This window comes from Knoellia tibetensis, assembly GCF_048606415.1.
Lineage (GTDB): Bacteria > Actinomycetota > Actinomycetes > Actinomycetales > Dermatophilaceae > Knoellia > Knoellia tibetensis.
Genome location: NZ_JBMBWF010000001.1, coordinates 1898521 through 1920546, shown reverse-complemented (window position 1 = coordinate 1920546; position 22026 = coordinate 1898521). Strand labels below are relative to the sequence as shown.

The window sequence follows — 22026 nt, the reverse complement described above, 5'->3', positions numbered from 1 at the left end:
CTCACTCGTTGGGGGCCAGGTGGGCCGCTGAGTCGAGACAACCAAGGTGCGCTGCGAACCCGCTGCGGATCGGCTGCGGTTCAGGCGACCCCGTGGCCGCTGCGCCCACCGTGCTCGCCGGTGCCCTGCGCTCGGCGCCCACCGCTGCGCGAGCGCAGCACGGCGCCGAGACGGTCGAGGATCTCGTCGAGCTCGGCGTTGTCGGTGAGGCCGTGGCGCACGAGGCAGTCGCGCTCGGACTCGAAGACCTCGAGGGCCTCGGGGATGCGGTCCTGGAGCTGGAGCACGTGGCCGAGGTCTCGCAGGCTCGCAGCCCGGCTGAGCGGCCGGTCGAGCCGCTCGAAGCCGGCGATGCTGTCGCGCAGCACCGACTCGCTCTCGACGAGGCGACCGAGCGCCGCGTGGGCCCGGCCGAGCGTCCGCTGCGCGCGATGGAGCATGAAGTCGTCGTGGCGTACCGCCGCCTGCTCGACCGCCTGCTCGGCGCCGGGCAGGGCCTTGAGCGGCTCACCCATCTGGACGAGGATGTCGGCCCGCGTGTCGATGACTGCGGTGAGCCCGTTGACGTCGCCGAGGCGGGTGAAGAGCTCCATCGCACGGTCGCAGAGCGGCAGGCCGGCGGAGAACTCCCGCAGCCGGCGGTGCACGCGGGCGAGCGCGAAGAGCGCAGTGGCCGAGCCGGACCAGTCCTCGACGCCCTCGAAGAGCCGGGTCGCCTCGAGCAGGTGCTCGCGCCCGGGCTCGAGGACGTCGTAGTCGTCGAGGAGGCTGCCCCAACCGAGCGCGACGTAGGCCCGCACGACGGGGTCGACTCCCTCGTCGCTCGACCGCGTCGCCCACTCGAGTGCCTCCTCGGCGGCGGCCCGCTCGCCGTTGGCCCGGTGCGCCCGGCCGAGGACGACCGCGGCGACGATGGCCCCGGCGACGTCTCCGTCGAGCAGCATCGTGCGCCGGGCCCGACTGGCAAGACCCGCGGCGACGCGCGACGAGGCGGCCTCGTGCCGCAGGTGCGCCTCGACGAGGTCGAGGTGGGCCAGCCCGCGGCGGTCGTCGACGACATCGCGGTCGAGGTGCTCGCGCACCGCGTCGGCCTCGGCGAACCAGCGCTCGAGCTCGAGCCCGTTCTGGGCGTGCTGACCGAGGATGACGAGCAGTCGCCAGGCGGTCGCGGGGTCGCTCGCCGCGACCTCACGGGCGCAGAGGAGGAAGGTGTCCTGCTCGGTGCGCATGAAGGCGAGGGCCTCCTCGGCGTCGAGGGCGCCGTCGACGCGGGGCAGCCTGCCACCCTCGGGGCACGGGGGCAGGGGCAGGAGCTGGACCGGGTAGGCCTGCGCGTGCGGAAGTGCAGTCGTGAGGAGCGTGCGCGCGACCCGGCCGAGGTCGGCGGCGAGGTCGGCGGAGGCGGCGGACTCCACGGCATACAGGCGGACGAGGTCGTGCAGGACGAACTGGGTCGAGACGCCCTCGCGGGACTCGGTCTCGAGCAGGTAGGCCGCGTGGAGCTCGTCGACGGCCGCGTCGCCGTCGCGTCCCTCGCCGACGAGCGAGGCGAGCAGCCAGCGGCTGGCGGCGCGGAACGGCAGCGCCGCGAACCGGGTGAGCACCTCGCGGGCCCCCTCGCCGAGCGGGGCCTCCGCGAGACCGAGCCCGGCATAGATCGCGCGGTCGGACTGCTCGCCATCGGACTGACCACGGATCTCGCTGCTCAGCGAGGACGCCGCCCGGCGGAGGGAGAGGTCCGGGCGCGAGGCGACCCGTTGCGCGGTGATGCGCAGGAGCAGGGGCAGGCCGAGACAGGCCTGGGCGAGCTGGCGAAGGCCGTCGGCCTCGCCCTCGACCCTGGTGTCGCCGACGAGCCCCCCGAGGAGCCGGGCGCTCTCGGTGTCGGTGAGGGCCGTGACGACGATCCGCAGCGTGGGCTCGCACTCGGTGAGCGGCTGCCGGCTCGTGAGGATCGCGGCCGAGGGTGCGCGGGTCGGCAGCAGGTCGCGGACGTCGACGCCGGCGCCGATGTCGTCGAGCACGACGAGGAGCCGCTTGGTGTCGAGGATCGAGCGGTACATCGCCACGCGGGCGTCGTGACCGGTGGGCAGCACGTCGGCGGGAACGCCGAGGAGCTGGAGGAAATGGGCGAGGATGCTCGACACCCCGGCCCGGCCCGTCTCGCTGTCGAGGTGGAGGTAGAGGGTGCCGTCGGGGAAGTCGTCGCGCAGCCGGTGCGCCGCCTCCACCGCGAGGGTGGTCTTGCCCATGCCGCCGAGCCCGGTGACGGCGACGACCGGGGCGGTGGTCGAGGGCTGGGTGGCCGCGGTGACGAGGCGGTCGAGCTCGCGCTCCCGGCCGACGAGGTGGGCGACGCTGCGCGGTGCCGTGCGGGGGGCGGGGATCTGGCGCAGCGGGATCGGGCTGCCGGGAGCCCGCCCCGCCTCGCGAGCACCTGCGGGTGCCGAGGATCCGTTGGCCTCGAAGGTGTCGTCGGTCTCGTCGTCGCGTGCCACCTCGCCGACCTCGGCGTCGGCCCCGGTGTGCGAGTGGGTGGAGGCCGCGGGCCTCGCGTCGTCGACGGCCCGGCGCGACCTCGCGCCGGCCGCGGGCACCGCCTCGTCGAAGGTGAGCACCTCCTGGTGCGCGGCCACGAGGATCGGTCCGGGACGCACCCCGAGGTCGTCATCAAGCCGGGCGTGGACGTCGCGGTAGACGCTGAGGGCCTCAGCCTGGCGACCGACCCGCACGAGGGTGCGCATGAGGAGGGCGTGGACCTGCTCGTGGAACGGGTTGTTCTGGCTGAGGTGGCCGAGCTCGCTCGCCAGTCCGTCGAGGTGACCTGTCTCGAGGTCGGCCTCGATCCGGGCGAGCGTCACCTCGAGGCTCTCCTCGTCGATCCGGCGCCGCCGCGACTCGACGTCGGGGCTGTCGGTGACGCCACCGAGGGCGGCACCGAGGTTGAGGGCCTCCGCCTCGTGCAGCAGGCCGTGCTTCTCGGCACTCGCGCCCTCGAGGGTCGCGGCCCGGCGGGTGAGGGCCGCGCGGTGGCCGAGGTCGGTCCACACGGCATCGTCGAGGCGGTAGCCCGCCTCGTGGGTGATGATGAACGACGCGGGGCCGACCTTGCGCCGGATGCCGGAGACGACGGCCTGCACGCGGTTGCGCGGCGAGGCGTGCGCGCGTCCGCCCCAGATCCACTCGGCCAGCGCGTCGACGGTGACGACGCGGTGGTCGGCAACCGCGAGGCCGGCCACGAGGGCGCGCTCCGACGGCGTGAGCGGGATGTCGTCGGCACCCCGGACGAGCCGCACCGTCCCGAGCACGCACGCGCTCAGCTCCACCGCGGCGGCCCCCTTGGGCCGGTGCGTGGAGGAGCCCTGGACCGGACGACTGACCACACGGCGAGGCTAGGCGAGGGTGGGCATGCCTGTCATCAGGAGGAGCCGGGGAGGACTCCCCCCGATGAGGGGCGGCGGGTGGCCCAGACAGGTGACCCAGACAGGTGACCCGGACAGGTGTCCCGGCGACCCGCCCGGGCGGTGGCTCGGGAGGGTCGGCTCAGTGCGTGATCGAGAAGGCGGCCACCACCCCGTTGTGGTCGGAGCGCGTGCCGTCGACGACGTAGTGGTTCGTCATGTTCATGAGTCGGGCGGACGGCACCCGGACCCACTCGTAGATGTAGTCGATGCGACGGGTTCCGTGCGTCGCCTGGTTCGTCACGCCCATCTGCGAGTAGCCGGACCGCAGGCCGGGGATCGCGCCGGCGGCCTGCCGCTCCTCGAGGACGGTGTAGGGAAAGCGGGAGTACTGGACGCGCTTGTCGTCCTGGTAGTCGACGTTGAAGTCGCCGCTGACGACGACCTGTCCCTGGTCGGACCGGTTGACGGCGAGGTCCCGGATCATCCTGATGTGCTGCTCGGCGTCATCGGTGCGCGGCAGGTTGTAGGGCTGGCCGTTGTTGTCGATGTGCGCGTTGAGGTGGCTGTTGATGTGCTGCACGCGCCGGCCGCTCGGCTTGTGCGTCCAGCTGATCCACGTGATGTAGCGCGGCGGGGGCGGCTCGGCGCTGCCCCCGGTGTCGCAGACGAAGATCGACCCTCGGTCCCCGCCGGGCGTCGTCACGTCGAACATCGACTTGCGGGCCAGGAGCGGTTCGGCGCCGGGCCACGTGCCGCTCGGCATGTAGAGGTGCCAGCCGTTGGCGTCGGCCCACGAGCTCAGCGCGTCGCGCCGGAACTGCACCTCGTTGAGGCCGAGGAGGTGGCAGTGGCCGGCGATGAGGTTGAGGTCGTGGAGGAAGTCGGCGTGGGACAGGTCGCTGAGGATGTTGAGGTGCCCCACCCGGAAGGTGGAGCTGACCGCAGAGGCCGACCCCGCCGCCGCGACGGAGGTGGCGGCGCCGGCGCCGACGGCGAGCCCGAGGCGGGCCACCGCCCGACGGCTGAGGACCGGACCGGGACGGGAGTCGTTGCGAGGGTTCTCGTTCATGGGAGCCACCGTGGACGGGGGCGCTGCGAACTCGCTGCGGATCCGCTGCGATCCCACCGGGGGTTCCTCCCCCGGCGATGTCCGGGAAGTCCTTGCGAAACGAAACCGTTTCGTTCTATCCTACGGAACGGTTTCGTTTCATCACCGGAAGGACACGACCCCCACATGACCCCCGAAGCGCAGGCCCGTCCCCGGGTCGAGGGCGACCGCGAGCAGGAGATCCTGCAGGCGACGCTCGACGTCCTCGCCGAGGTGGGCTACGACCGGCTGACGATGGACGCGGTCGCCGCCGCGGCCAAGGCATCCAAGGCGACGCTCTATCGCCGGTGGAGCAGCAAGTCGGCGCTCGTCATCGACGCCGTGCTCGCCCAGAAGGGCCCGACGTCGACGCCCGACACCGGGAGCCTGCGCGAGGACCTGCTCCAGATGCACTGCGGCACCGGTGGCGTCACCGACTCGCGGGCCATGAGCGTCCTCGCGTCGGTCATCACCGCGGTCAACATCGACCCCGAGTTCGCGACGGCCTTCCGGCGCGACTTCATCGGGCCCAAGGTCGCGGCCGGTCGCGCCGTCTTCGAGCGGGCCCGTGAGCGCGGCGAGATCTCGCCCGACGTCGACCTCGACCTCATCGCCCCCGCGCTCGCCGGGATGGTGCTCCACCGCACCCACCTGCTCGGCGAGCCCCCCAGCAAGGCGGTCATCGCCGCGCTCATCGACCAGGTCGTCCTCCCGGCCTGTCACGCCACCCACACGTCAGACCAGCCCCAGGACAAGGACCTCGCATGACCGACGTACGACCACTCGACGAACCCGCGGCCGACGTCGCGAGGCAGCCGCGCGAGCTCAACCTCACGTGGGCCCTCGTGCTCATCTCCGTCGCCCAGCTCATGATCGTCCTCGACGGGACCATCGCCAACATCGCCCTTCCCTACATCCAGGCCGACCTCGAGATCAGCCAGGCCAACCTCACCTGGGTCGTCACCGGCTACGCGCTGGCGTTCGGCAGCCTGCTGCTCCTCGGTGGACGGCTCGGTGACCTCTACGGCCGCCGCCGCGTCTTCATGGCCGGCCTCGTGATCTTCGGCGTCGCCTCCCTGCTCGGTGGCTTCGCGACGGGCGAGCCGATGCTCCTCGCCTCCCGTGGCCTCCAGGGTCTCGGAGCGGCCCTCGCCTCACCGGCAGCGCTCGCCCTCATCACGACGACCTTCCCGGCCGGCCCCGCGCGCAACCGGGCCTTCGCGGTGTATGCCGCGATGTCCGGCGCCGGAGCAGCCGTCGGCCTCATCCTCGGCGGCTGGCTCACCGGCACCTCGCCCGAGCTCTTCGGGACCGCGATCGACGGCTGGCGCCTCACCTTCCTCATCAACTTCCCGATCGGCCTGGCGGCGGCGGCGCTCGCCCCGCGCTTCCTCAACGAGTCCGAGTCGCACCCGGGTGAGCTCGACCTGCCCGGCGCCCTCACCGGCACCCTCGGCCTGCTCGGCGTCGTCTACGGCCTGTCCCGGGCCGGCACCGAGGGCTGGACCGACGGCCTCACGCTCGCCAGCCTCGCCGCCGGAGTCGCGATGCTCGTCGTCTTCGCCCTCATCGAGCGTCGGGTGGCCCACCCGCTGCTGCCCTTCCGGATCTTTACCAGCCGCACGCGCGCCGCGAGCTTCGTCGCGATGTTCTTCGCGCCGGCGGCGATGTTCGCGATGTTCTACTTCCTCAGCCAGTACATCCAGAACGTCATGGGCTACAGCCCGCTCAAGGCCGGCGTGGCGTTCCTCCCCTTCACCGTCGGCATCGTCGTCGGCGCCGGGCTCGCGTCCAACCTGCTCAGCCGGGTGAACCCGCGTGTCATCTCGGGCACCGGCACACTCATCGCGGCAGGTGCGCTCTACGGCTTCTCCACGCTGCCCTACGACACGTCGTTCCCGGTCCAGGACGTCACGGGCACCTATGTCTCGGACATCCTCCCGTTCGTCATCATGATGGCCTTCGGCATGGGGCTCACCTTCGTCCCCGTGACGCTCACCGCCGTGCACCACCTGCGCGCACAGGAGTCCGGCATCGGCTCGGGCGTGCTCAACACGGCCCAGCAGGTCGGTGGCGCACTCGGTCTCGCGGTCCTGGCCACCGTGGCGACCCAGACCTTCACCGACCGCGGCGCCGAGCTGGCCAGTGCCGGTGCGGCCGCGGCGGCCGCCGGTGGCCCGACGCCGTCGCCCGAGCAGATGCAGGCCATGGAGGCGGTCGCCCGCCTCCAGGTCTTCACCGAGGGCTCGACGCAGGCGTTCCTCGTGGGGTCGTTCCTCATGCTCGCGGCCTCCGCGGTCATCTGGATCTTGCTCGACGTCAAGCACGAGGAGCTCGCCACCGACGGCCCGGAGCCGGTGCACGTCGGCTGACCCGTCGTCCGGTCGTCGCAAGGTGGGGTGTGCAGGAACGCACCCCACCTCGCGGCGTCTCTGCCGGGTGACGCCGTGACTCAGTCCCCGAGGTGCGCGCGGACGAGCGTCGCCGGAGCCCTGGCCGCCCACGCCTCGGTGATGATCTCCTCGAGCTCGTCCCGGTCGATCTCGCCGAGGCGGGAGAGCCGCACGAGCACGCCGGGGTTGCTGCGGAAGTGGTGGATGGTGAAGAACGGGTTGTCGGCCTCGACCAGCGCCTGCTTCGCTCCCATGTCGGGCGTGAACACCACGAGGAGGTCGTCCCACATCTCGCCCGTCTCAGGGTCGACCGCCGTCCTGTGCGGCATCCGGTAGAGCAGGAACCCCTTGCCCCGCACCTTCCACGTCGGCCGGTCGCCCCACGAGATGCCGAGCTCGGTCCCGGGGAGGGCGCCCGCGATCTCGTCGACGTCCTCGGGGCGTGCGCGACGGCTCCTGCGGGTCACCGCCCGCGCCCCGGCTTCTCGCTCGCCCCGACGTACTGGTCGCACCACTCGATGAGCGGCCGCATGGCCACCCAGTCCTGCCGGACCCGCTCGAAGACCTCCTCGGTCTCGAGCCAGTCCGGCGTGCCGTGGTCCCGTGACGCGGTGAGCGTCCGGTGCCGCAGCAGCTCGAGCCGCGCAGCGTCCTCCCGTATGCCGCGTGGCCGCGTCACGAGCACCTCGCCTCCGATGTCGAAACCGTTGTCGCACAACGTGTCCACGATGTGCTGAAGGCGGGCGCCGGCGACGTCGTCCTGCACGCTGGATCGGTAGCGGGCGACCTGGTCGGACTCGGACGCATAGAAGCCGCCCGCGGTCCGGAGGCCGGCCGGGCCGACCTGGACGTACCACCCCATCCGGGCCGAGGTCGGGACGAAGAGGCCCTGGTGGTCCTTGTAGGGCCGCTTGTCACTGCTGAAGCGCACGTCCCGGTTGGGGCGGAAGACCTTCGGCTCCCCGAACTCCTCGGTGAGCACGTCGCCGAGGTGCTCCAGCGGCTCACGCACGCTTCCGGCATACCGGTCCTTGGAGGCGGCCCACCACTCGCGGGTGTTGGACGTCTGGAGCTCGCGGTAGAAGGCGACGGCGTCGAGCGGGATGCCGGGGACGTCGGCGGGCTCAGCCGAAGCCGTGGGTGGCGAGGGCGTCATGGAGCGCCTCCTCCTCGTAGGACAGGTGGGCGAGCAGGGACTCGGTGAGGTCGTCGACGGCGTCGGAGAGCGCGTCGAGGGCCGGGTGGCCCGCGTCGCCGTCTGCGGGATCGGCGACGAGCGCGACGAGGGCGCGGTCGAGGCCGTCGAGCAGGTCGGCGATGACCTCGTGCTCGTCGTGCAGCCGCGTGACGACCGGCTCGAGGGCGGGGTCGGAGCGCAGCAGGTGGGGGAACATGCCGCGGTCCTCGTTGGTGTGGTGACCCGTGACGATGCGGCAGTAGGACTCGCAGTAGGCGCCGAGGGTCCAGTTGTTCTGGCGCATCGTCATCGTGTTGATCGCCGACCGGGCCGACCCGACGGTCGTGTGGCCCTCGCGAACCTGGCGGACGATGTCGCGGACCTGGTCGAGCTCGGCGCGGAGGTAGTCGTGGACCTCGACGAGGTGCGCGGGGATGGCGAGCTGCTGAGCGGTGAAGCGCGAGGGCGCCTGTGTCGCAACGGTGTCGACCTTGTCGAGTGGATCGGCCACCGCTGTCGTGGCGACTGGCGTGCCGGAGGGTCCCGGTCCACCGCCCTCGCGCTCGGCAGCGACGAGCTCACGCGTCATCGGCGCCACCTCCTCGGCGAAGCGGCGCAGGACGTCGGGGTCGTCGGTGGCGAGGATGAAGGTGCTCATCCCGGCGCCGACGGCGAGGTCGGTGAGCTGCTCGGCCCAGTCCCTCGGCGTGCCCTGGAGCAGCCCCGCGCCGGCGCCGAACCGGCCGTGGACGTTGTAGAGCCTGCGGACGTCCTGCGGGGCGCGGCCGGCGGCGGTGGCCGCGTCGTCGATGCGGGCGTTCATCTCGGGCAGGGCGTCGGGCGGCGCGTAGGCCAGGCTCGGGATCCAGCCGTCGGCAAGCCGGCCGGTGAGCCGCAGCATCCTCGGCTTGAGCGCACCCACCCAGATCGGGATGTCGTGCACCGGGCGCGGACCGGGGCGCAGGCCGCGGGTGGAGTAGTGCTCGCCCTCGAGCCGACCACTCTCCCCCGCCCAGAAGCCGCGGAGAATGCCGATCGCCTCGACGAGGGCGTCGACCGCCTCGCCCGGGGTCCGCCGCGGACCACCGGCTGCCTCGATCGCGTCCCAGAAGGCACCGGCGCCGAGCCCGAGCTCGACGCGGCCGCCGGTGAGCACGTCGAGGGTGGCGGCGGCCTTGGCCAGCACGACAGGAGGGCGCAGGGGCAGGTTCGCGACGTTGGTCGAGAGCCGGACCTGGCTCGTGCGCGCACCGATGGCGGAGAGGAGAGTCCACGTGTCGAGGTGCTTGGCCTGGTAGGGATGGTCCTGGATGCTCACGTGCTCGAGGCCGAGGACGTCGGCGAGCTGGGCGATCTCGAGAACCTCGCGGTGGCGTGCCGCGTCGGGGCTGGGGAAGACGCCGAACTCGAGGTCGAGACCGTAGTCGGGCATGAGGGCATCCTTCCAGTGCAGGGTGGGTAGGACAGGAGCAGCACCCGTCCCTGCACAGGAGGAGACCCATGTCGACCGACGACCAGACCTCGAACGCCCAGTCCCCGTCCACCGAGGAGCTCACCGACATCCCCGGCCAGCAGCAGGACTGGCCCGGCACGACCGACGAGCTCACGCCCACTCCCGACCACGGGGAGTCGTCATGGACCGGCCGCGGACGCCTCGAGGGCAAGCGCGTTCTCGTCACCGGCGGGGACTCCGGCATCGGCCGGGCCGTCGCCGTGACCATGGCCAAGGAGGGCGCGACCATCGCCATCGCCCACCTGCCCCAGGAGCAGTCCGACGCCGAGGACACGGTGCGGGCGGTCACCGAGGCGGGCGGCACCGCTCACCTCTTCGCCACCGACCTCACCGAGCTCGCGGCCAACCAGACGCTCGCGACCGACGCCGTCGAGGTGCTCGGCGGCCTCGACGTCCTCATCTGCAACGCGGCCTACCAGATGACCTTCGACAAAATTGAGGCCTTCCCGCCCGAGCAGATCCAGCGGACCTTCGCCACGAACGTCTTCTCGACCTTCTGGCTCGTCCAGGCGCTCGCCTCCGAGCTCGAGAAGAGCGGCGGCAGCGTCATCGTCACGACCTCGATCCAGGCCTACGAGCCGTCGGGCCACCTCCTCGACTACGCCGCGACGAAGGCCGCGCTCAACAACCTCGTCGTCAACCTCGCCGGCGAGCTGGGACCGCGCGGCATCCGCGTCAACGCCGTCGCACCCGGGCCGATCTGGACCCCGCTCATCCCTGCGACGATGGAGGAGGAGAAGGTGGAGGGCTTCGGGTCCGACACCCCTCTCGGCCGGGCCGGCCAGCCGGTCGAGGTGGCAGCCGCCTACGTCTTCCTCGCCTCCGACGAGGCGAGCTACGTCTCCGGGACCGTCGTCGGCGTCACCGGGGGCAAGCCGGTCTTCTGACCACGCGCCGACGCCCTGCACCGGCAGCGAGGTGTCGGGGATCCGGGGGTGCGCCCGCCCGCCATGCCCCGGATCCCCGACACCCAGGCGAGCGGACGGCATACGACGCGTCTGAGGTAGTGGCGGGAGGCGCCTGAGGTAGCTGCTCAGACACGAAATACGGCACCTGACCGATGTGGGCGGCTACCTCATCCGACGACTGTTGAGGAGTCAGCAACAGCCCAGGTCGGAAAGGACCAGCGATGAACACCTCCTTCATCACCCCAGAGGCCGTCCGCGCGGAGATGCACGCCCGCTACGGCCAGTTCCCCGAGACGCAGGAGCGCCCGGGCTCCTCGCTCCACGTGATCCGCCGCGTGCGGGCTCGTGTCAGCGCCGCCCGCCGCACCCGCTGAACCGGGTGACCGCAACACCAGGGCTCGCGCCCGCGATGTCCGTGGAGTCGTCGATACTTCGACCCATGACCCCTCCCGTGCGCGAGCTCGTCGGACGCGACGCCGACCTCGCCAGGCTCGCCGAGATCCTCGGACTCGACGCGCCTCACGGGGTCGGCGTCGTCGTGTCCGGTGACGCGGGCATCGGCAAGTCAAGCCTGATCGCGCGGGTCTCCGCCGACGCCGAGGAGGCCGGCTGGACCGTCGCGTGGGGCCACTGCGTCGGCCAGTCCGGCAGCGGCGTCGCCCACCTCCCCTTCACCGAGCTGGTCTCGCGGCTCGAGGTCCTCGACCCCGAGGCCGTCGAGCAGGTCGTCGCCACGCGCCCCGCCCTCGCGGTCCTCCTGCCCGGTCGCCGCGACACCGTCGGCGCCTCCTCCCCCGGCCAGGTCGCGGAGGCCGTCCACGCCCTGCTCACCTTCGTCGGCGAGCGGTCGCCGCTGCTTGTCGTGCTCGAGGACGCCCACTGGGCCGACCCGTCCTCGCGCGACCTCATGACCCTGCTGCTCACGCGCGGGTTCGCCTCGCCGGTCGCCCTCGTCGTCACCTACCGCTCCGACGACCTCCACCGCCGCCACCCGCTCCACGAGACCCTCGCCGTCTGGGCGCGCATCGCCGGCGTCGAGCACGTCGACCTCAAGCCGCTCGACGACGCCGCCATCCGCGACATCGTCGTCACCGCGGGCTCGCTCGACCTCGGTGCCCGGACGACCCAGGAGATCACCCGCCGGGCCGAGGGCAACCCGTTCTTCGCCGAGGAGCTCGCGGCCAGCACCGTTGCAGGACAGCCGATCTCGGGCGGCCTCAGTCGCGTCCTCTGGGCCCGGGTCGAGCAGCTCTCCGCGCCCGCGCAGGAGGTCGTGCGCACGATGGCCGTCGGCGGTCGCACGATCACCCACGACCTCCTCGTCCGCCTCGTCGACCTCGGTGAGACCGAGCTCGAGGCGGCCGTCGCCGAGGCCGTCGAGCGACACGTCATCGAGACCCGCTGGCCGCCCGCCTACGCCTTCCGCCACGCCCTCCTCGCCGAGACCACGACGGCCGACCTCCTTCCGGGGCAGCGCATTCGCCTGCACCGCGCGTATGCCGGTGCGCTGGCCGCCGATCCCGGCCTCGGCTCGCCTGCCGAGCTGGCTCGTCACGCCGCCGCCGCGGGCGACCTCGTCACCGCGGTGCGCGCGGCGCGTGAGGCGGCCAGGGCCGATGTCGCCGTCGGTGGCCCGGCCAACGCCCTCCAGCACCTCGAGGACGCGCTCGGCTGGCTGCCCGAGGAGGCGCCCGAGCGCGACGAGGTGAGCCTCGAAGCCTCCGACGCCGCCCTCACCGCCGGCGACGTCGTGCGGTCGGTGCAGCTGCTGCGCGACCGCATCGAGCACCCCGGTCCCGACCAGTCGCCGACGGTGCGCGCCCGGCTGCTCGCGACCTGCGCCAACAGGTGCCGGCTCGTCGACCTCGCCTTCGCGCAGTCGCCGCTCGACATGACGACCGAGGCGATGTCCCTCGCCCCCGAGGGTGACGACGCCGACCGGCTCTTCGTCCTCACCGCCCACATGCAGCAGCTCGTCGACACCCGGCAGTACCCCGAGGCCGCCGCCCTCGGCGAGGAGGCGACGGCGCTGGCCGAGCGGCTCGGGACGCCGCTCACCGAGATCCGCACCGTGATGTCGCGAGTCATCGAGGTCCACGACGACCTCGACGCCCTCGAGCGCCACATCGACGGGCTCCTCGCCGACCTCGGCGACCGCGACCCGCTGCGGGTGCGCATCCACCACCAGGCCGCCACGATGCACCACCGGCGCGGGCACCTCGAGCAGTCACTCGAGGCCTACGACCGTGGGGCCGCCCTCGCGGCCGAGCTCCACATCGACTGGGCCCCGTTCGCCCTGGAGTCGCGGCTCATCGGTGGGCTCACGGCATACGAGATCGGGGACTGGGACGGCGCGGTCCGGCGCCTGCACGTCACCGACCCGCTCCTGCCCCAACCGGGGCGGTCGTTCTTCGACGCCGCGCTCATGTCGGTGCGGGCGGCACGCGGCGAGGACATCGCCGAGGCCGAGATCGCGTCGGTGCGCGAGTGGTGGCACGTCGACGGGTTCGGTGTCGTCCAGCTCGTCATGCCCGCCGTCGAGCACTACGGGCACCGCGGCGACCTCGCCCGCGCGCTCGACATCGCCGAGGACGCCGTCGACGACCTCGAGCGCACGTGGGGCCGCTTCCACGCCATCGTCCGGCTGGCCGCGCTCGTCGCGGGCCAGGTCGCGGGCAACGCACCGCATCTCGACAGCGCGCTGCTCCGGCGCGCCACCACCGACCTCGAGACGATGACGGCGCGGGTCGACGCGGTCGTCGCCGAGCCGCAGCGGGGCGCGCGGGAGCCCGCGACATCGGCGATGGAGGACACCAACACCGAGACGTGGGCGTGGGACCGCCGGCTGCGCGCCGAGCTGCTGCGTGTGCGGTGGCTGACGGGCCGGGGCACCCCGCCACCGGTCGCCGAGATGGTGGCGGCCTGGCAGGAGTCGGTCGACGCGTTCGACCGCTACGGCCACCCCTACGAGACGGCGCGGTCGCGGACCCGGCTGGCCGCCGTCCTGCGGGCCTCGGGCGACGTCGCCGGCGCTCGCCGCGAGGCCGAGCTCGCGCGGGAGGTCGCCACGCGCCTCGGCGCGGCACCCCTCCTCCGCGAGCTCGACGCGCTCGAGGCGGCCCCGGCCACCTCGGCGGACGACCCCGACGCCCTCACCCCACGCGAGCAGGAGGTGCTCGAGCTCGTCGCCCGCGGGCTGAGCAACGGCCAGGTCGGCGCGCAGCTCTTCATCTCGACCAAGACTGCGAGCGTCCACGTCTCGCGGATCCTCGCCAAGCTGGGCGCGTCGTCGCGCACCGAGGCGGCGGCGGTCGCCCGCGAGCGCGGCCTCGTCCGCTGACCCCCGAGTCGGTCGGGGACCACCGAGTCGGTCGGGCACTCGGTTCGGTCATGACGCGCTGAGTCCCGATACTCGGGCGCCCGAGCGGCTCGGGTGGGAGGGTGTCCACGTGATCCCCCGCCTCGGACCCGTGCCGGCCCACGAGCTCTTCGTGGCGATCGGCGTCGTCGTGGCGGCAGTGGTCTTCGTCCTCGAGGCAAGACGTCGCGGCCAGCGCGACGAGCGGCTCCTCCACGTCGTCCTCGGCGCCGTCGTCGGCGGCGCGATCTTCATGCGGATGGGGACGTGGCTCCAGCACGTCGACCTGCGCCAGAACGCCTCGGTCATGGAGCAGTGGCTCCATGGCAACCGGTCCATCCTCGGCGGCCTCGTCGGGGCGTGGCTGGGGGTCCACGTCGCCAAGCGGCTCACCGGCTACCGGCTGCGCACCGGCGACCTCTTCGCGCCCGCAGTCGCGCTCGGCATGGCCGTCGGGCGGGTGGGCTGCCTGCTCACCGAGGAGCCGGGCACGCCCACCGGTGGCGGCTGGGGCATCTCCCTCGACGCCGCTGCGGCCGAGCGCACCGGCAGCGTCGCCGGCGTCCCCCTCCACCCCTCGTTCGCCTACGAGATCGCCTTCCACGCAGCGGCGTTCGCGGTGCTGTGGCTCTGGCTGCGCCACCGCGACCTCCCCCCGGGAGAGACGTTCGTCTGGTACGTCGCGGCATACGGCGTCTTCCGCTTCGCCGTCGAGACGGTGCGCGGCAACGAGGTCGTGTGGATGGGCCTCACCCGGCCCCAGCTCTTCCTCGCCGTGACCGTCCCGGTCCTGCTCGCGCGCATCGCGTGGCGCTGGCGCTCCGGGGCCTACGCACCCAGCCGTCCCGCCCAACCCGTGGAGGTGAACGCGTGAGCGCACCCCGAGGAGCCGGTATGCCGTTGCGCGACTACCGCGTGCACCGCTACGTCAACGCCTTCTGCCCGCTGTGCCACGAGGAGCGGCCCGACCGGCCGCTCGCGGAGGTGCGCCGGCTCAGTGGCTGGCTCGCCGTCCGCGACGGGCGGGTGTGGCTCGAGCGCGGCTGTCCCGACCACGGGCTCGTCCGCACGCTCTACGACGAGTCGCCCGAGATCCTCGCCTACCTCGAGCAGTGGACGGCCCCGACGAAGGTCCACCAGCCCGACGTGACCGGCAACTTCAAGCCGGTGCCGAGCGCCTACGAGGACGGGCTGCCACAGATGCAGACCCAGCACACGTGCATCCTCCTCGAGGACCTCCTCGACCACTGCAACCTCAAGTGCCCGACGTGCTTCGCCGAGTCCTCCCCCGCGCTCGCCTCGGTCGCGCCGCTGGATCAGGTGCTCGCGTCGATCGACACCCGGCTCTCGCGCGAGAACGGCCGCATCGACGTCCTCATGCTCTCCGGCGGCGAACCGACGCTCTACCCACGGCTCGAGGAGCTGCTCGACGCGGTGACGGCCCGGCCGATCGTGCGCGTCCTCGTCAACACCAACGGGCTCCGCATCGCCCAGGACGACGAGCTGCTTGCCCTGTTGCGCCGTCACCGCGAGCGCGTCGAGGTCTACCTCCAGTACGACGGGGAGTCGGCCCAGGCGTCGGTCACCCACCGCGGCGCCGACATCCGCCGCTTCAAGGATCGGGCGATCGAGCGGCTGTCGGGAGCCGGGATCTTCACGACGCTGACGATGACGGCCGCGCTCGGCGTCAACGACGACGAGATCGGGCACGTCGTCAAGCGCGCTCTCGACACGCCCTACGTCGGCGGAGTGACGATCCAGCCGGTCTTCGGCAGCGGGCGCGGCAGCGGTGTCGACCCGCTCGACCGGCTCACCCACACCGGAGTCCTCGCGCGCCTCGAGGGGCAGACGGGCGGCCAGGTGACGTGGCGCGACCTCACGGCGCTGCCGTGCAGCCACCCGCACTGCTGCTCGGTGGGCTACCTGCTGCGCGACGACTCCGGCGAGTGGCGCTCGCTCACCTCGCTCATCGGGCACGACCGGCTCAAGGAGTGGCTCGACCTCGAGCCCGACCTGCTCGCGAACCGGATCGCCGACGACACCATCCCCGACGCGATGAAGGCGATCGTCCGTGGCTCGCTGCTCGACCTCCTCAGCGAGCAGTCGTCGCTGTCGCACCCGTCGATGGCGACGATCTGGAAGGACATCTGCACCACCTGCGACCTCGGCATCGGCACGCTCGCCACGCTCGCGTCGTCGCGACTGCCGGGCCGGCACGAGAAGCTCCGCGCGATGCTCGGTGAGCGGGTGCTGCGGGTGACGGTCAAGCCCTTCATGGACATGAACACGATGATCGAGGAGCGGCTCACGCAGTGCTGCGTGCACGTCGCGACCGTCAACGCAGAGACCGACGCCCACCAGTGCGCACCGTTCTGCGCGGTGCAGGCGTGGATGCCGTTGTCGCGTACCCGGATCTCGACGGCGACGGGAGGCCGGGCATGACCGACCCGCGCATCGTGCCGACCGAACCCGTCGATCTCGCGGGGACGGGCGGCACGGCGACGGCCGGCACGGGGGCGGCCGGCACGGCGACTGCTGGGATGGCGGCGGCAGCGCCGTTCGACCCGCTGCGCCTCTGCATCTTCGCCACGGTGGCCCTGCTCGGCTGGCTGCTCGGGCCGCTGGCCCTGGCGTTCTTCGCCGCGCTCGGGGTCGTCGGCTACACCAGGGCGCGCCGGGCCGGGCTGCTCCGGTCGAAGTGCCTCCTCGGCGACACCCGTCTCGTCCTCGCCTACCTCGCCGCTCTCGTCGTCCTCGCGGTCGCCGCGGTGGCCCTCGGCTTCGGTCCGTGGCGGCTGTGGTGAGCACCATCGACGTCCGGGAAGGAGCCCGATGACCGACCAGCCATCCGAGGGACAGGAGCCCAAGGGTCCCGTGCCACCGCCGGGACCACCGCCGCAGCAGTGGCAGCAACCCGGAGGGCCCCTCCAGCCGCCACCGCCTCAGCAGTGGCCGCAGCAGCCGCCCCACGGGCAGCTGCCACCGGGACCACCGCCCTACGGGCAGCCCCCGCAAGGACGGGCGCCCTACGCCCAGCAGCCCCCCGGCCCCTACGGCCCGACCTACGCGCAGCGGCCGCCGGCGCCGGGCCTGCCGTCCTGGGCCAAGGTCGTCCTCGGCGCCCTCATCGGACTCCTCGTCTCCGTCGGCTCGCCGCTGCTCGCCTTCGGGCTGGCCGGCATCGACGCGCCGGTCGAGCTCCTCGTCTTCCTCGTGACCATCATCCCGGTGCTGCTCGCCTCGCCACTGCTCATCGCACGCCAGACGAGGTTCTGGGGCGTCGGGATCATGCTCGGCCTCGCCGTCGGCAGCTTCGTCCTCGGCGGCGTCTGCGTCTCGCTCATCTCGGGCTACTGACATGGCGACCTTCACCGCGACGAAGACGTCCGAGGCGACGGTCGCCCACCCCCGCGAGCTCGTCTGGGACGTCCTCACCGACCCGGCGACGATCGCGCGGATCACGCCGATGGTGCGGGGAATCAAGGCCGACGGCGACCTCTGGCACTGGCAGCTCGTGCGCATCCCGGTGCTCGGCAGGCACGTCGAGCTCGACTTCACCGAGCGGATGGACTTCGACCCGACGTCTCGCATCACCTTCACCCACGCGCCCGACGGGCCCGAGCGCGCCGGCACCGACGGCCGCTACGACCTCAGCGACGCCCGGCCCGAGGGGTCGACGCACCTGCGCATGGAGCTCTCGGTGACCGTGGGCCTGCCCTTCCCCGGCATCGCCCGACCGGCGGTCCAGGCGTCGATGCACGGGGTGCTCACCGCGATGGGCTCCGGCTTCGCCCACGGCATCGAGAAGGAGCTCAGGGCTCGAGCGGCACGACGTCGGTGATGACGACGGCGGCCCGCGGCCTGCGGCCGGGCAGCCGCTCGACGACGGGCTCGACGACGGTGAGCGCGCGGTACCACCAGCCGTACTTCGCCCCGATAGCCCGCTTGACGCGAGCCACCGAGGCAGCGCCTCGCTCGACACGGGCGCGACCGGCATACCGGGGTGCTCCGGGAGCGACCTCGCCACGCACGCTGCACGGTCGCAGCTCCACACGGTCGGTGTGTGCGAGTCGCTTGGTCTTGCCGGTGTCGTCGACGGTGACGACGAGGAGGTCGTCGCCGTCGGGCGCGATCCAGACCGGCGTGGGCACGCCGGCACCTCTGCGGCGGAAGGTCGTCAGCTCGACGTACTGCTGCTCCGCGAGGAACCGGGTGGCGTCGTCCATTCCGGTATGCCGTCCGCTCACCGGTGGATGAGGTCGCGCCAGTTGTCGGGCACCCGCCCCTGCGGCCCCGGCACCGGCTGGTCCTCCGGCCGGGCGGTGGGCTCGGCGAGCGACGGGCCGCGACCCATCTCCTCGGTGACGTAGTTCCACAGCCACGCCTCGCCGGGCTCGAAGCTCGCGACGATGGGGTGGCCGGTCTCACGGAAGTGCGCGGTCGCATGCTGCTCCGGCGAGGTGTCGCAGCAGCCGACGTGACCGCAGGCGGTGCACCGCCGCAGGTGCACCCACCAACCCTGTGCCGCAGTGCATTCCGCGCATCCGGTGCCCGACGGTGGGAGGGTGGGGTCGAGGTCGGCCGACTCGGCGAACAGGGATGCCATGGCTCGACGCTACGCCGTCAGCCGAGCAGCAGGGCGATGACGGCGAGGGCGGGGGCGACACCCTGGATCGCTGCGGGGCGGAGCTTGGTCGAGTCGCTCGTCGCGAGGACGAGCGCGGCGGCGATCATCGACCCGCACCCTGCGTAGATGAGGGCGGCGCCCACATCCTCGGACCCCGAGGCGTGCAGGGCGACCCCGACGAGCGCGATGACGGCGAGGAAGAGGTTGTAGAAGCCCTGGTTGTAGGCCATCGGCTTCGTCACCTCGGCCGTCTCGGGTGTCGTGCCGAAGACCTTGCGGGTGGCCGGAGCGGTCCAGGCGACCGACTCGAGCCGGAAGATGTAGACGTGGATGGCCGCGGCGACCACGGCGAGGACGTATGCGGCGACGACCATGGTCGAAGCGTAGGGCCCGAGGGGCAGGATGGGTTCACGGATGCTCCGCGGCTCCGGGGCCGCTGGCCGGCTTACGCCGTCCGCACCGTGGCGCGCGAGGGCAGCTGGGTGGGCTGACCAGCACCGATGCCACCGGCGGCAGCACCCCTAGCCCTGCGAACGGCGGAGAAGCGCAATAGCCTCGTGGCATGCCTAGCAGCAGCATCATCCTCGTCCGGCACGGACAGTCCGAGGGCAACGTCGCCGCCGAGTCGGCGCAGCGCGAGCGCCTGGAGCGGATCGACGTGCCCGCCCGTGACCCTGACGTCGCCCTCTCCGAGCTCGGTCGCGAGCAGGCCGGCGCCGTCGGGCGGTGGCTCTCGAAGCTGCCCGACGACGAGCGCCCCGGGATCGTGTGGACGAGTCCCTACCGGCGGGCGCGGGAGAGCGCAGAGATCGCGCTGTCGGTCGCCGAGACCGAGCTCGACCTGCGCGTCGACGAGCGGCTGCGCGACCGCGACATGGGGATCACCGACATGCTCACCGCGGCCGGCATACGGGCGAAGTACCCCGAGGAGGCCGAGCGACGGGAGTGGATCGGCAAGTTCTACTACCGGCCACCCGGTGGCGAGTCGTGGGCCGACGTGGCCATGCGAGTGCGCGCGGTGCTCACCGACATCGGCAGCATGGAGAGTCACGACAGCGTCCTCGTCACCGCGCACGACGTCGTCATCCTCATGTTCACCTACGTCGCCGAAGGGCTCGACGAGGAGGCAGTGCTCGAGCGGTCGCGCACCGAGCCGCTCAAGAACGCGGCCATCTGCCGGCTCGAGCGCGACGAGGAGTCGCCGACCGGCTGGCGGGTGAGCGACTACAACCTCGACTCGCACCTGCGCGACGTCGGCGTCGAGGTCACCGACCAGCCGGGCGCCTCCGACGAGGTGGGTGTGGGCCGTGGTTGAGGTGCCGGCGGCCGTGCGGGGCGGCGACGCCGACTCACCACGTCCCGTGACGCCGCACCTGCTCGAGGACTGGCCGCTGCCCGAGCCCGAGGGCAGCAAGTACAGCCGCGGACAAACGCTCGTCATCGGCGGGGCGCGCGCGACGCCCGGTGGCGTGCTGCTCTCCGGGCGGGCCGCTCTGCGCACGGGTGCCGGACGCCTCAGTGTCGCCGTCGCGGCGAGCGTGGCGCAGCACGTCGCCGTCGCCCTGCCCGAGTGCGGCGCCCGTGGGCTCGCCGAGGACGAGGACGGTTCGGTGACCGGGGAGGGCGCGGGTGACGCGCTCGCCAAGGAGCTCGAGCGCGCCGACGCCGTGCTCGTCGGGCCCGGTCTGGACTCGGCCAAGGGCACGGCCCGCCTGCTCGACGAGCTGGTGTCGCGGCTGCCCGAGGACACCCCCGTCGTCCTCGACGCCTACGGGCTCACGAGCCTGCCGCAGGCCGACCCCGCGACGGCGAGGGCGCTGCGCGGCCGGCTCGTCCTCACCCCCAACGCCCACGAGCTCGCCCACCTCCTCGGCCGGGACGACGTCGACGACGACGAGGTCGTGGAGGGGGCGCTCGAGGCGGCCGAGCGGTTCGACGCGGTCGTCGGCGCGAGCACCGTCGTCGTGGCCGGCGGCGAGGTCTGGGAGATGACGACGGGAGACACCGGCCTGGGCACCTCGGGCAGCGGCGACGTCGTCGCCGGCGCCACCGTGGGCCTGCTCAGCCGGGGCGCGTCCCCGGTGCAGGCGCTCGTCTGGGCGAAGTACGTCCACGCGGCCGCCGGTGACGACCTCGTCATGCGGTTCGGCCGGGTGGGCTACCTCGCCGGGGAGCTCGTCGACCAGCTGCCGCGGGTGCTGCGCTCGCTCCGAGGCAACTGACGACCGAGCGCCCCGAGCGGGTGGGTCGGGGCGCTCGGTTCTGCGTGTGGGCCGTGAGACGCCGGCATGAGCCGTCAGCGACGGGTCAGAGCTGGACGACGCCGCTGGAGTCGTCGTCCTCGTCCTCGGCTTTGTCGTCGGTGACGAGTCCCTTGACGAGGTGGACGAGCATCGCCGCCTTGCCCGGGGACTCCCAGTACTCGGCGGTGGCGGCGGTGATCTCGAGGAGTCCGTTGTCGGGGGTCTGGGCGTCGCCCTCCATGTAGGCCGACACCGACGGGTCCCACAGCTCCTCGAGCTTGGCGCGGTCGGTGCTCACCGTGGCCCGGCCGGCCAGCGAGACCCAGCCCTTGTCGCTGGCGTAGGCCACGTTGACCTCGGGCCGCTGGCGGATCGCGGCCACCTTGTCGGTGTCGAGCTCGGTGATGAACCAGACCGTGCCGGGGTCCTCGAAGTCCTGGGTGCCCATCGGCGTCGACACGAGGCGGCCGGCGTCGTCGACGTAGGTCAGCGTCGCGATCCGCGTCTCGCGCATGATCTCGGCGGTGAGCTCCCTGGGGTCCTGGTCAGCCATGGTGGGCGTCCTCTCTGTCGGCGTGCTGAGGTTGGGGGGTGACGATGACGACGGTGTCGCGGAAGGTCGTCAGCAGCACGAAGTCCTCGGCGCCGAGGGTGGCCGCGGGCGCGGTGGCGCTCACGCGGTGGCGTTGCCCACGCGGGTGAGCGCCGCGGTCATGTCGTCGACGGTCTCGTCGGCGATCCCCTTGAAGACGAGGGCCATGAGCGGATCGGTGAGCTTCGCCAGCCCCTTGAAGGTGATCGTCGCGTCGTAGCGGAGCAGGCTCGTCCGGTCGTCGACCGCGGTGACGCTGATGTCGTCCTTGGAGTCGGCGGTCTTGTTGCTGCCCTCGAGGACGACGTGGTCGTCGGTGAACGTGACCAGCTCGTAGGTGAGGGTCGTCTCGCGGCCGAGGACCTTGCTGACGTTCGTCCACGTCGCGCCGGGGGCGACCGGCGCTGAGGGGTCGCCGTCGCGCACGCACGACACGGTGCCCGGGTCCCACTCGACGGCGTTGGCGAAGTCGGCCAGGTAGGCGACGGCGGCGTCCTGCGGACAGGGCACCTCGAACTCTCGGGCGATGTGGACCACGTGGCCCTCCTCCGGGTCGGGTCCCCTCACCCTAGGTCAGCGGATCGGACGGGCGACCAGCGTGCACAGCCCGGTTTCCGGCCGATGTCCCGGCCCTCCTGGCACTCGGGCCGGCGCTACACCCCGATGGAGGTGGCAGTCCTCCGGGGCCGGGCCTAGCGTCGAGGAGTGCACCCCAACGGGCCCC

Annotated in this window: 23 protein-coding genes; 12 read left to right on the top strand and 11 right to left on the bottom strand. The window is 72.7% G+C overall.

All coding sequences use genetic code 11. The annotated features are described in order from the left end of the window. Positions 1–80: 80 nt before the first annotated feature. Entirely contained in the window at positions 81–3383 is a 3303-nt protein-coding gene (locus tag ACOJV7_RS08880; protein WP_420189775.1) for an AfsR/SARP family transcriptional regulator, read from the bottom strand. Between the two features lie 160 nt (positions 3384–3543). Further along, the gene (locus tag ACOJV7_RS08875) at positions 3544–4473 is read right to left on the bottom strand and encodes an exonuclease/endonuclease/phosphatase family protein (RefSeq protein ID WP_420189774.1); all 930 of its coding nucleotides are present in this window, start codon (positions 4471–4473) and stop codon (positions 3544–3546) included. 165 nt (positions 4474–4638) lie between these two features. Between ACOJV7_RS08875 and ACOJV7_RS08870 the strand changes: the two genes are divergently transcribed. Next, positions 4639–5259, top strand: coding sequence for a TetR/AcrR family transcriptional regulator (locus ACOJV7_RS08870; RefSeq protein WP_420189773.1), 621 nt, complete (start codon positions 4639–4641; stop codon positions 5257–5259). Beyond that, positions 5256–6863 carry an MFS transporter gene (locus ACOJV7_RS08865; protein WP_420189772.1) on the top strand — a complete coding sequence of 536 codons (1608 nt, stop codon included), beginning with the start codon at positions 5256–5258 and terminating at the stop codon, positions 6861–6863. Before ACOJV7_RS08870 ends, ACOJV7_RS08865 begins: the two co-directional genes overlap by 4 nt. A gap of 80 nt (positions 6864–6943) precedes the next feature. Here ACOJV7_RS08865 and ACOJV7_RS08860 read toward each other — a convergent pair whose 3' ends face one another. From ACOJV7_RS08860 to ACOJV7_RS08850, 3 genes are read right to left on the bottom strand one after another with little or no spacing between them, the layout of a single operon-like run. Next, on the bottom strand, positions 6944–7351 hold the full coding sequence (locus ACOJV7_RS08860; RefSeq protein ID WP_420189771.1) for an MmcQ/YjbR family DNA-binding protein: 408 nt from the start codon (positions 7349–7351) through the stop codon (positions 6944–6946). Further along, the gene (locus tag ACOJV7_RS08855; protein ID WP_420189770.1) at positions 7348–8040 is read right to left on the bottom strand and encodes a DUF2461 domain-containing protein; all 693 of its coding nucleotides are present in this window, start codon (positions 8038–8040) and stop codon (positions 7348–7350) included. Before ACOJV7_RS08855 ends, ACOJV7_RS08860 begins: the two co-directional genes overlap by 4 nt. Next, entirely contained in the window at positions 8009–9493 is a 1485-nt protein-coding gene (locus ACOJV7_RS08850; RefSeq protein WP_420189769.1) for an LLM class flavin-dependent oxidoreductase, read from the bottom strand. The genes ACOJV7_RS08855 and ACOJV7_RS08850 overlap by 32 nt, the downstream gene beginning before the upstream one ends. 68 nt (positions 9494–9561) lie before the next feature. Between ACOJV7_RS08850 and ACOJV7_RS08845 the strand changes: the two genes are divergently transcribed. The 8 genes from ACOJV7_RS08845 to ACOJV7_RS08810 all read left to right on the top strand — a co-directional run bounded on the left by ACOJV7_RS08845 (position 9562) and on the right by ACOJV7_RS08810 (position 17681). Further along, on the top strand, positions 9562–10461 hold the full coding sequence (locus tag ACOJV7_RS08845; protein WP_420189768.1) for an SDR family oxidoreductase: 900 nt from the start codon (positions 9562–9564) through the stop codon (positions 10459–10461). A gap of 242 nt (positions 10462–10703) precedes the next feature. Continuing rightward, positions 10704–10856 (top strand): hypothetical protein, encoded by a 153-nt coding sequence (locus ACOJV7_RS08840; protein ID WP_156971717.1) that lies wholly within the window; start codon positions 10704–10706, stop codon positions 10854–10856. A gap of 65 nt (positions 10857–10921) precedes the next feature. Further along, positions 10922–13822, top strand: a complete 2901-nt coding sequence (locus ACOJV7_RS08835) for a helix-turn-helix transcriptional regulator (RefSeq protein ID WP_420189766.1) — start codon at positions 10922–10924, stop codon at positions 13820–13822. Between the two features lie 109 nt (positions 13823–13931). After that, positions 13932–14714, top strand: coding sequence for a prolipoprotein diacylglyceryl transferase (locus tag ACOJV7_RS08830; RefSeq protein ID WP_420189765.1), 783 nt, complete (start codon positions 13932–13934; stop codon positions 14712–14714). Then, positions 14711–16282, top strand: coding sequence for a radical SAM protein (locus ACOJV7_RS08825; protein WP_474542524.1), 1572 nt, complete (start codon positions 14711–14713; stop codon positions 16280–16282). Before ACOJV7_RS08830 ends, ACOJV7_RS08825 begins: the two co-directional genes overlap by 4 nt. After that, complete coding sequence (locus tag ACOJV7_RS08820) at positions 16279–16644, top strand: hypothetical protein (protein WP_420189764.1); 366 nt, start codon at positions 16279–16281, stop codon at positions 16642–16644. Before ACOJV7_RS08825 ends, ACOJV7_RS08820 begins: the two co-directional genes overlap by 4 nt. 28 nt (positions 16645–16672) lie before the next feature. Continuing rightward, a complete protein-coding gene (locus tag ACOJV7_RS08815) occupies positions 16673–17197 on the top strand; it encodes a hypothetical protein (protein ID WP_420189763.1) in 525 nt (174 codons plus the stop codon). A gap of 1 nt (position 17198) precedes the next feature. Continuing rightward, positions 17199–17681 carry a hypothetical protein gene (locus ACOJV7_RS08810; RefSeq protein WP_420189762.1) on the top strand — a complete coding sequence of 161 codons (483 nt, stop codon included), beginning with the start codon at positions 17199–17201 and terminating at the stop codon, positions 17679–17681. Here the strand turns inward: ACOJV7_RS08810 and ACOJV7_RS08805 are convergent. Genes ACOJV7_RS08805 through ACOJV7_RS08795 form a run of 3 tightly spaced genes read right to left on the bottom strand, consistent with a single transcriptional unit; the run spans position 17653 to position 18841 of the window. Then, positions 17653–18066, bottom strand: coding sequence for a PPOX class F420-dependent oxidoreductase (locus ACOJV7_RS08805; RefSeq protein WP_420189761.1), 414 nt, complete (start codon positions 18064–18066; stop codon positions 17653–17655). The two genes, ACOJV7_RS08810 and ACOJV7_RS08805, sit on opposite strands and share 29 nt — an antisense overlap. 17 nt (positions 18067–18083) lie before the next feature. Further along, complete coding sequence (locus ACOJV7_RS08800) at positions 18084–18446, bottom strand: UBP-type zinc finger domain-containing protein (protein ID WP_420189760.1); 363 nt, start codon at positions 18444–18446, stop codon at positions 18084–18086. 17 nt (positions 18447–18463) lie between these two features. Next, positions 18464–18841 (bottom strand): DUF1304 domain-containing protein, encoded by a 378-nt coding sequence (locus tag ACOJV7_RS08795; protein ID WP_420189759.1) that lies wholly within the window; start codon positions 18839–18841, stop codon positions 18464–18466. Positions 18842–19029: 188 nt separating this feature from the next. On the opposite strand from ACOJV7_RS08795, the gene ACOJV7_RS08790 reads away from it, so the two are divergent. After that, positions 19030–19782 carry a histidine phosphatase family protein gene (locus ACOJV7_RS08790; RefSeq protein ID WP_420189758.1) on the top strand — a complete coding sequence of 251 codons (753 nt, stop codon included), beginning with the start codon at positions 19030–19032 and terminating at the stop codon, positions 19780–19782. Continuing rightward, positions 19775–20689 carry an NAD(P)H-hydrate dehydratase gene (locus ACOJV7_RS08785; protein ID WP_420189757.1) on the top strand — a complete coding sequence of 305 codons (915 nt, stop codon included), beginning with the start codon at positions 19775–19777 and terminating at the stop codon, positions 20687–20689. The genes ACOJV7_RS08790 and ACOJV7_RS08785 overlap by 8 nt, the downstream gene beginning before the upstream one ends. 85 nt (positions 20690–20774) lie before the next feature. On the opposite strand, the gene ACOJV7_RS08780 is transcribed toward ACOJV7_RS08785, so the two are convergent. From ACOJV7_RS08780 to ACOJV7_RS08770, 3 genes are read right to left on the bottom strand one after another with little or no spacing between them, the layout of a single operon-like run. Beyond that, positions 20775–21263, bottom strand: coding sequence for a pyridoxamine 5'-phosphate oxidase family protein (locus ACOJV7_RS08780; RefSeq protein ID WP_420189756.1), 489 nt, complete (start codon positions 21261–21263; stop codon positions 20775–20777). After that, positions 21256–21387: a hypothetical protein gene (locus ACOJV7_RS08775; protein WP_420189755.1), complete on the bottom strand. Its 132-nt coding sequence runs from the start codon at positions 21385–21387 to the stop codon at positions 21256–21258. The genes ACOJV7_RS08780 and ACOJV7_RS08775 overlap by 8 nt, the downstream gene beginning before the upstream one ends. Continuing rightward, positions 21384–21839 carry an SRPBCC family protein gene (locus ACOJV7_RS08770; RefSeq protein WP_420189754.1) on the bottom strand — a complete coding sequence of 152 codons (456 nt, stop codon included), beginning with the start codon at positions 21837–21839 and terminating at the stop codon, positions 21384–21386. Before ACOJV7_RS08770 ends, ACOJV7_RS08775 begins: the two co-directional genes overlap by 4 nt. Positions 21840–22026: the final 187 nt, after the last annotated feature.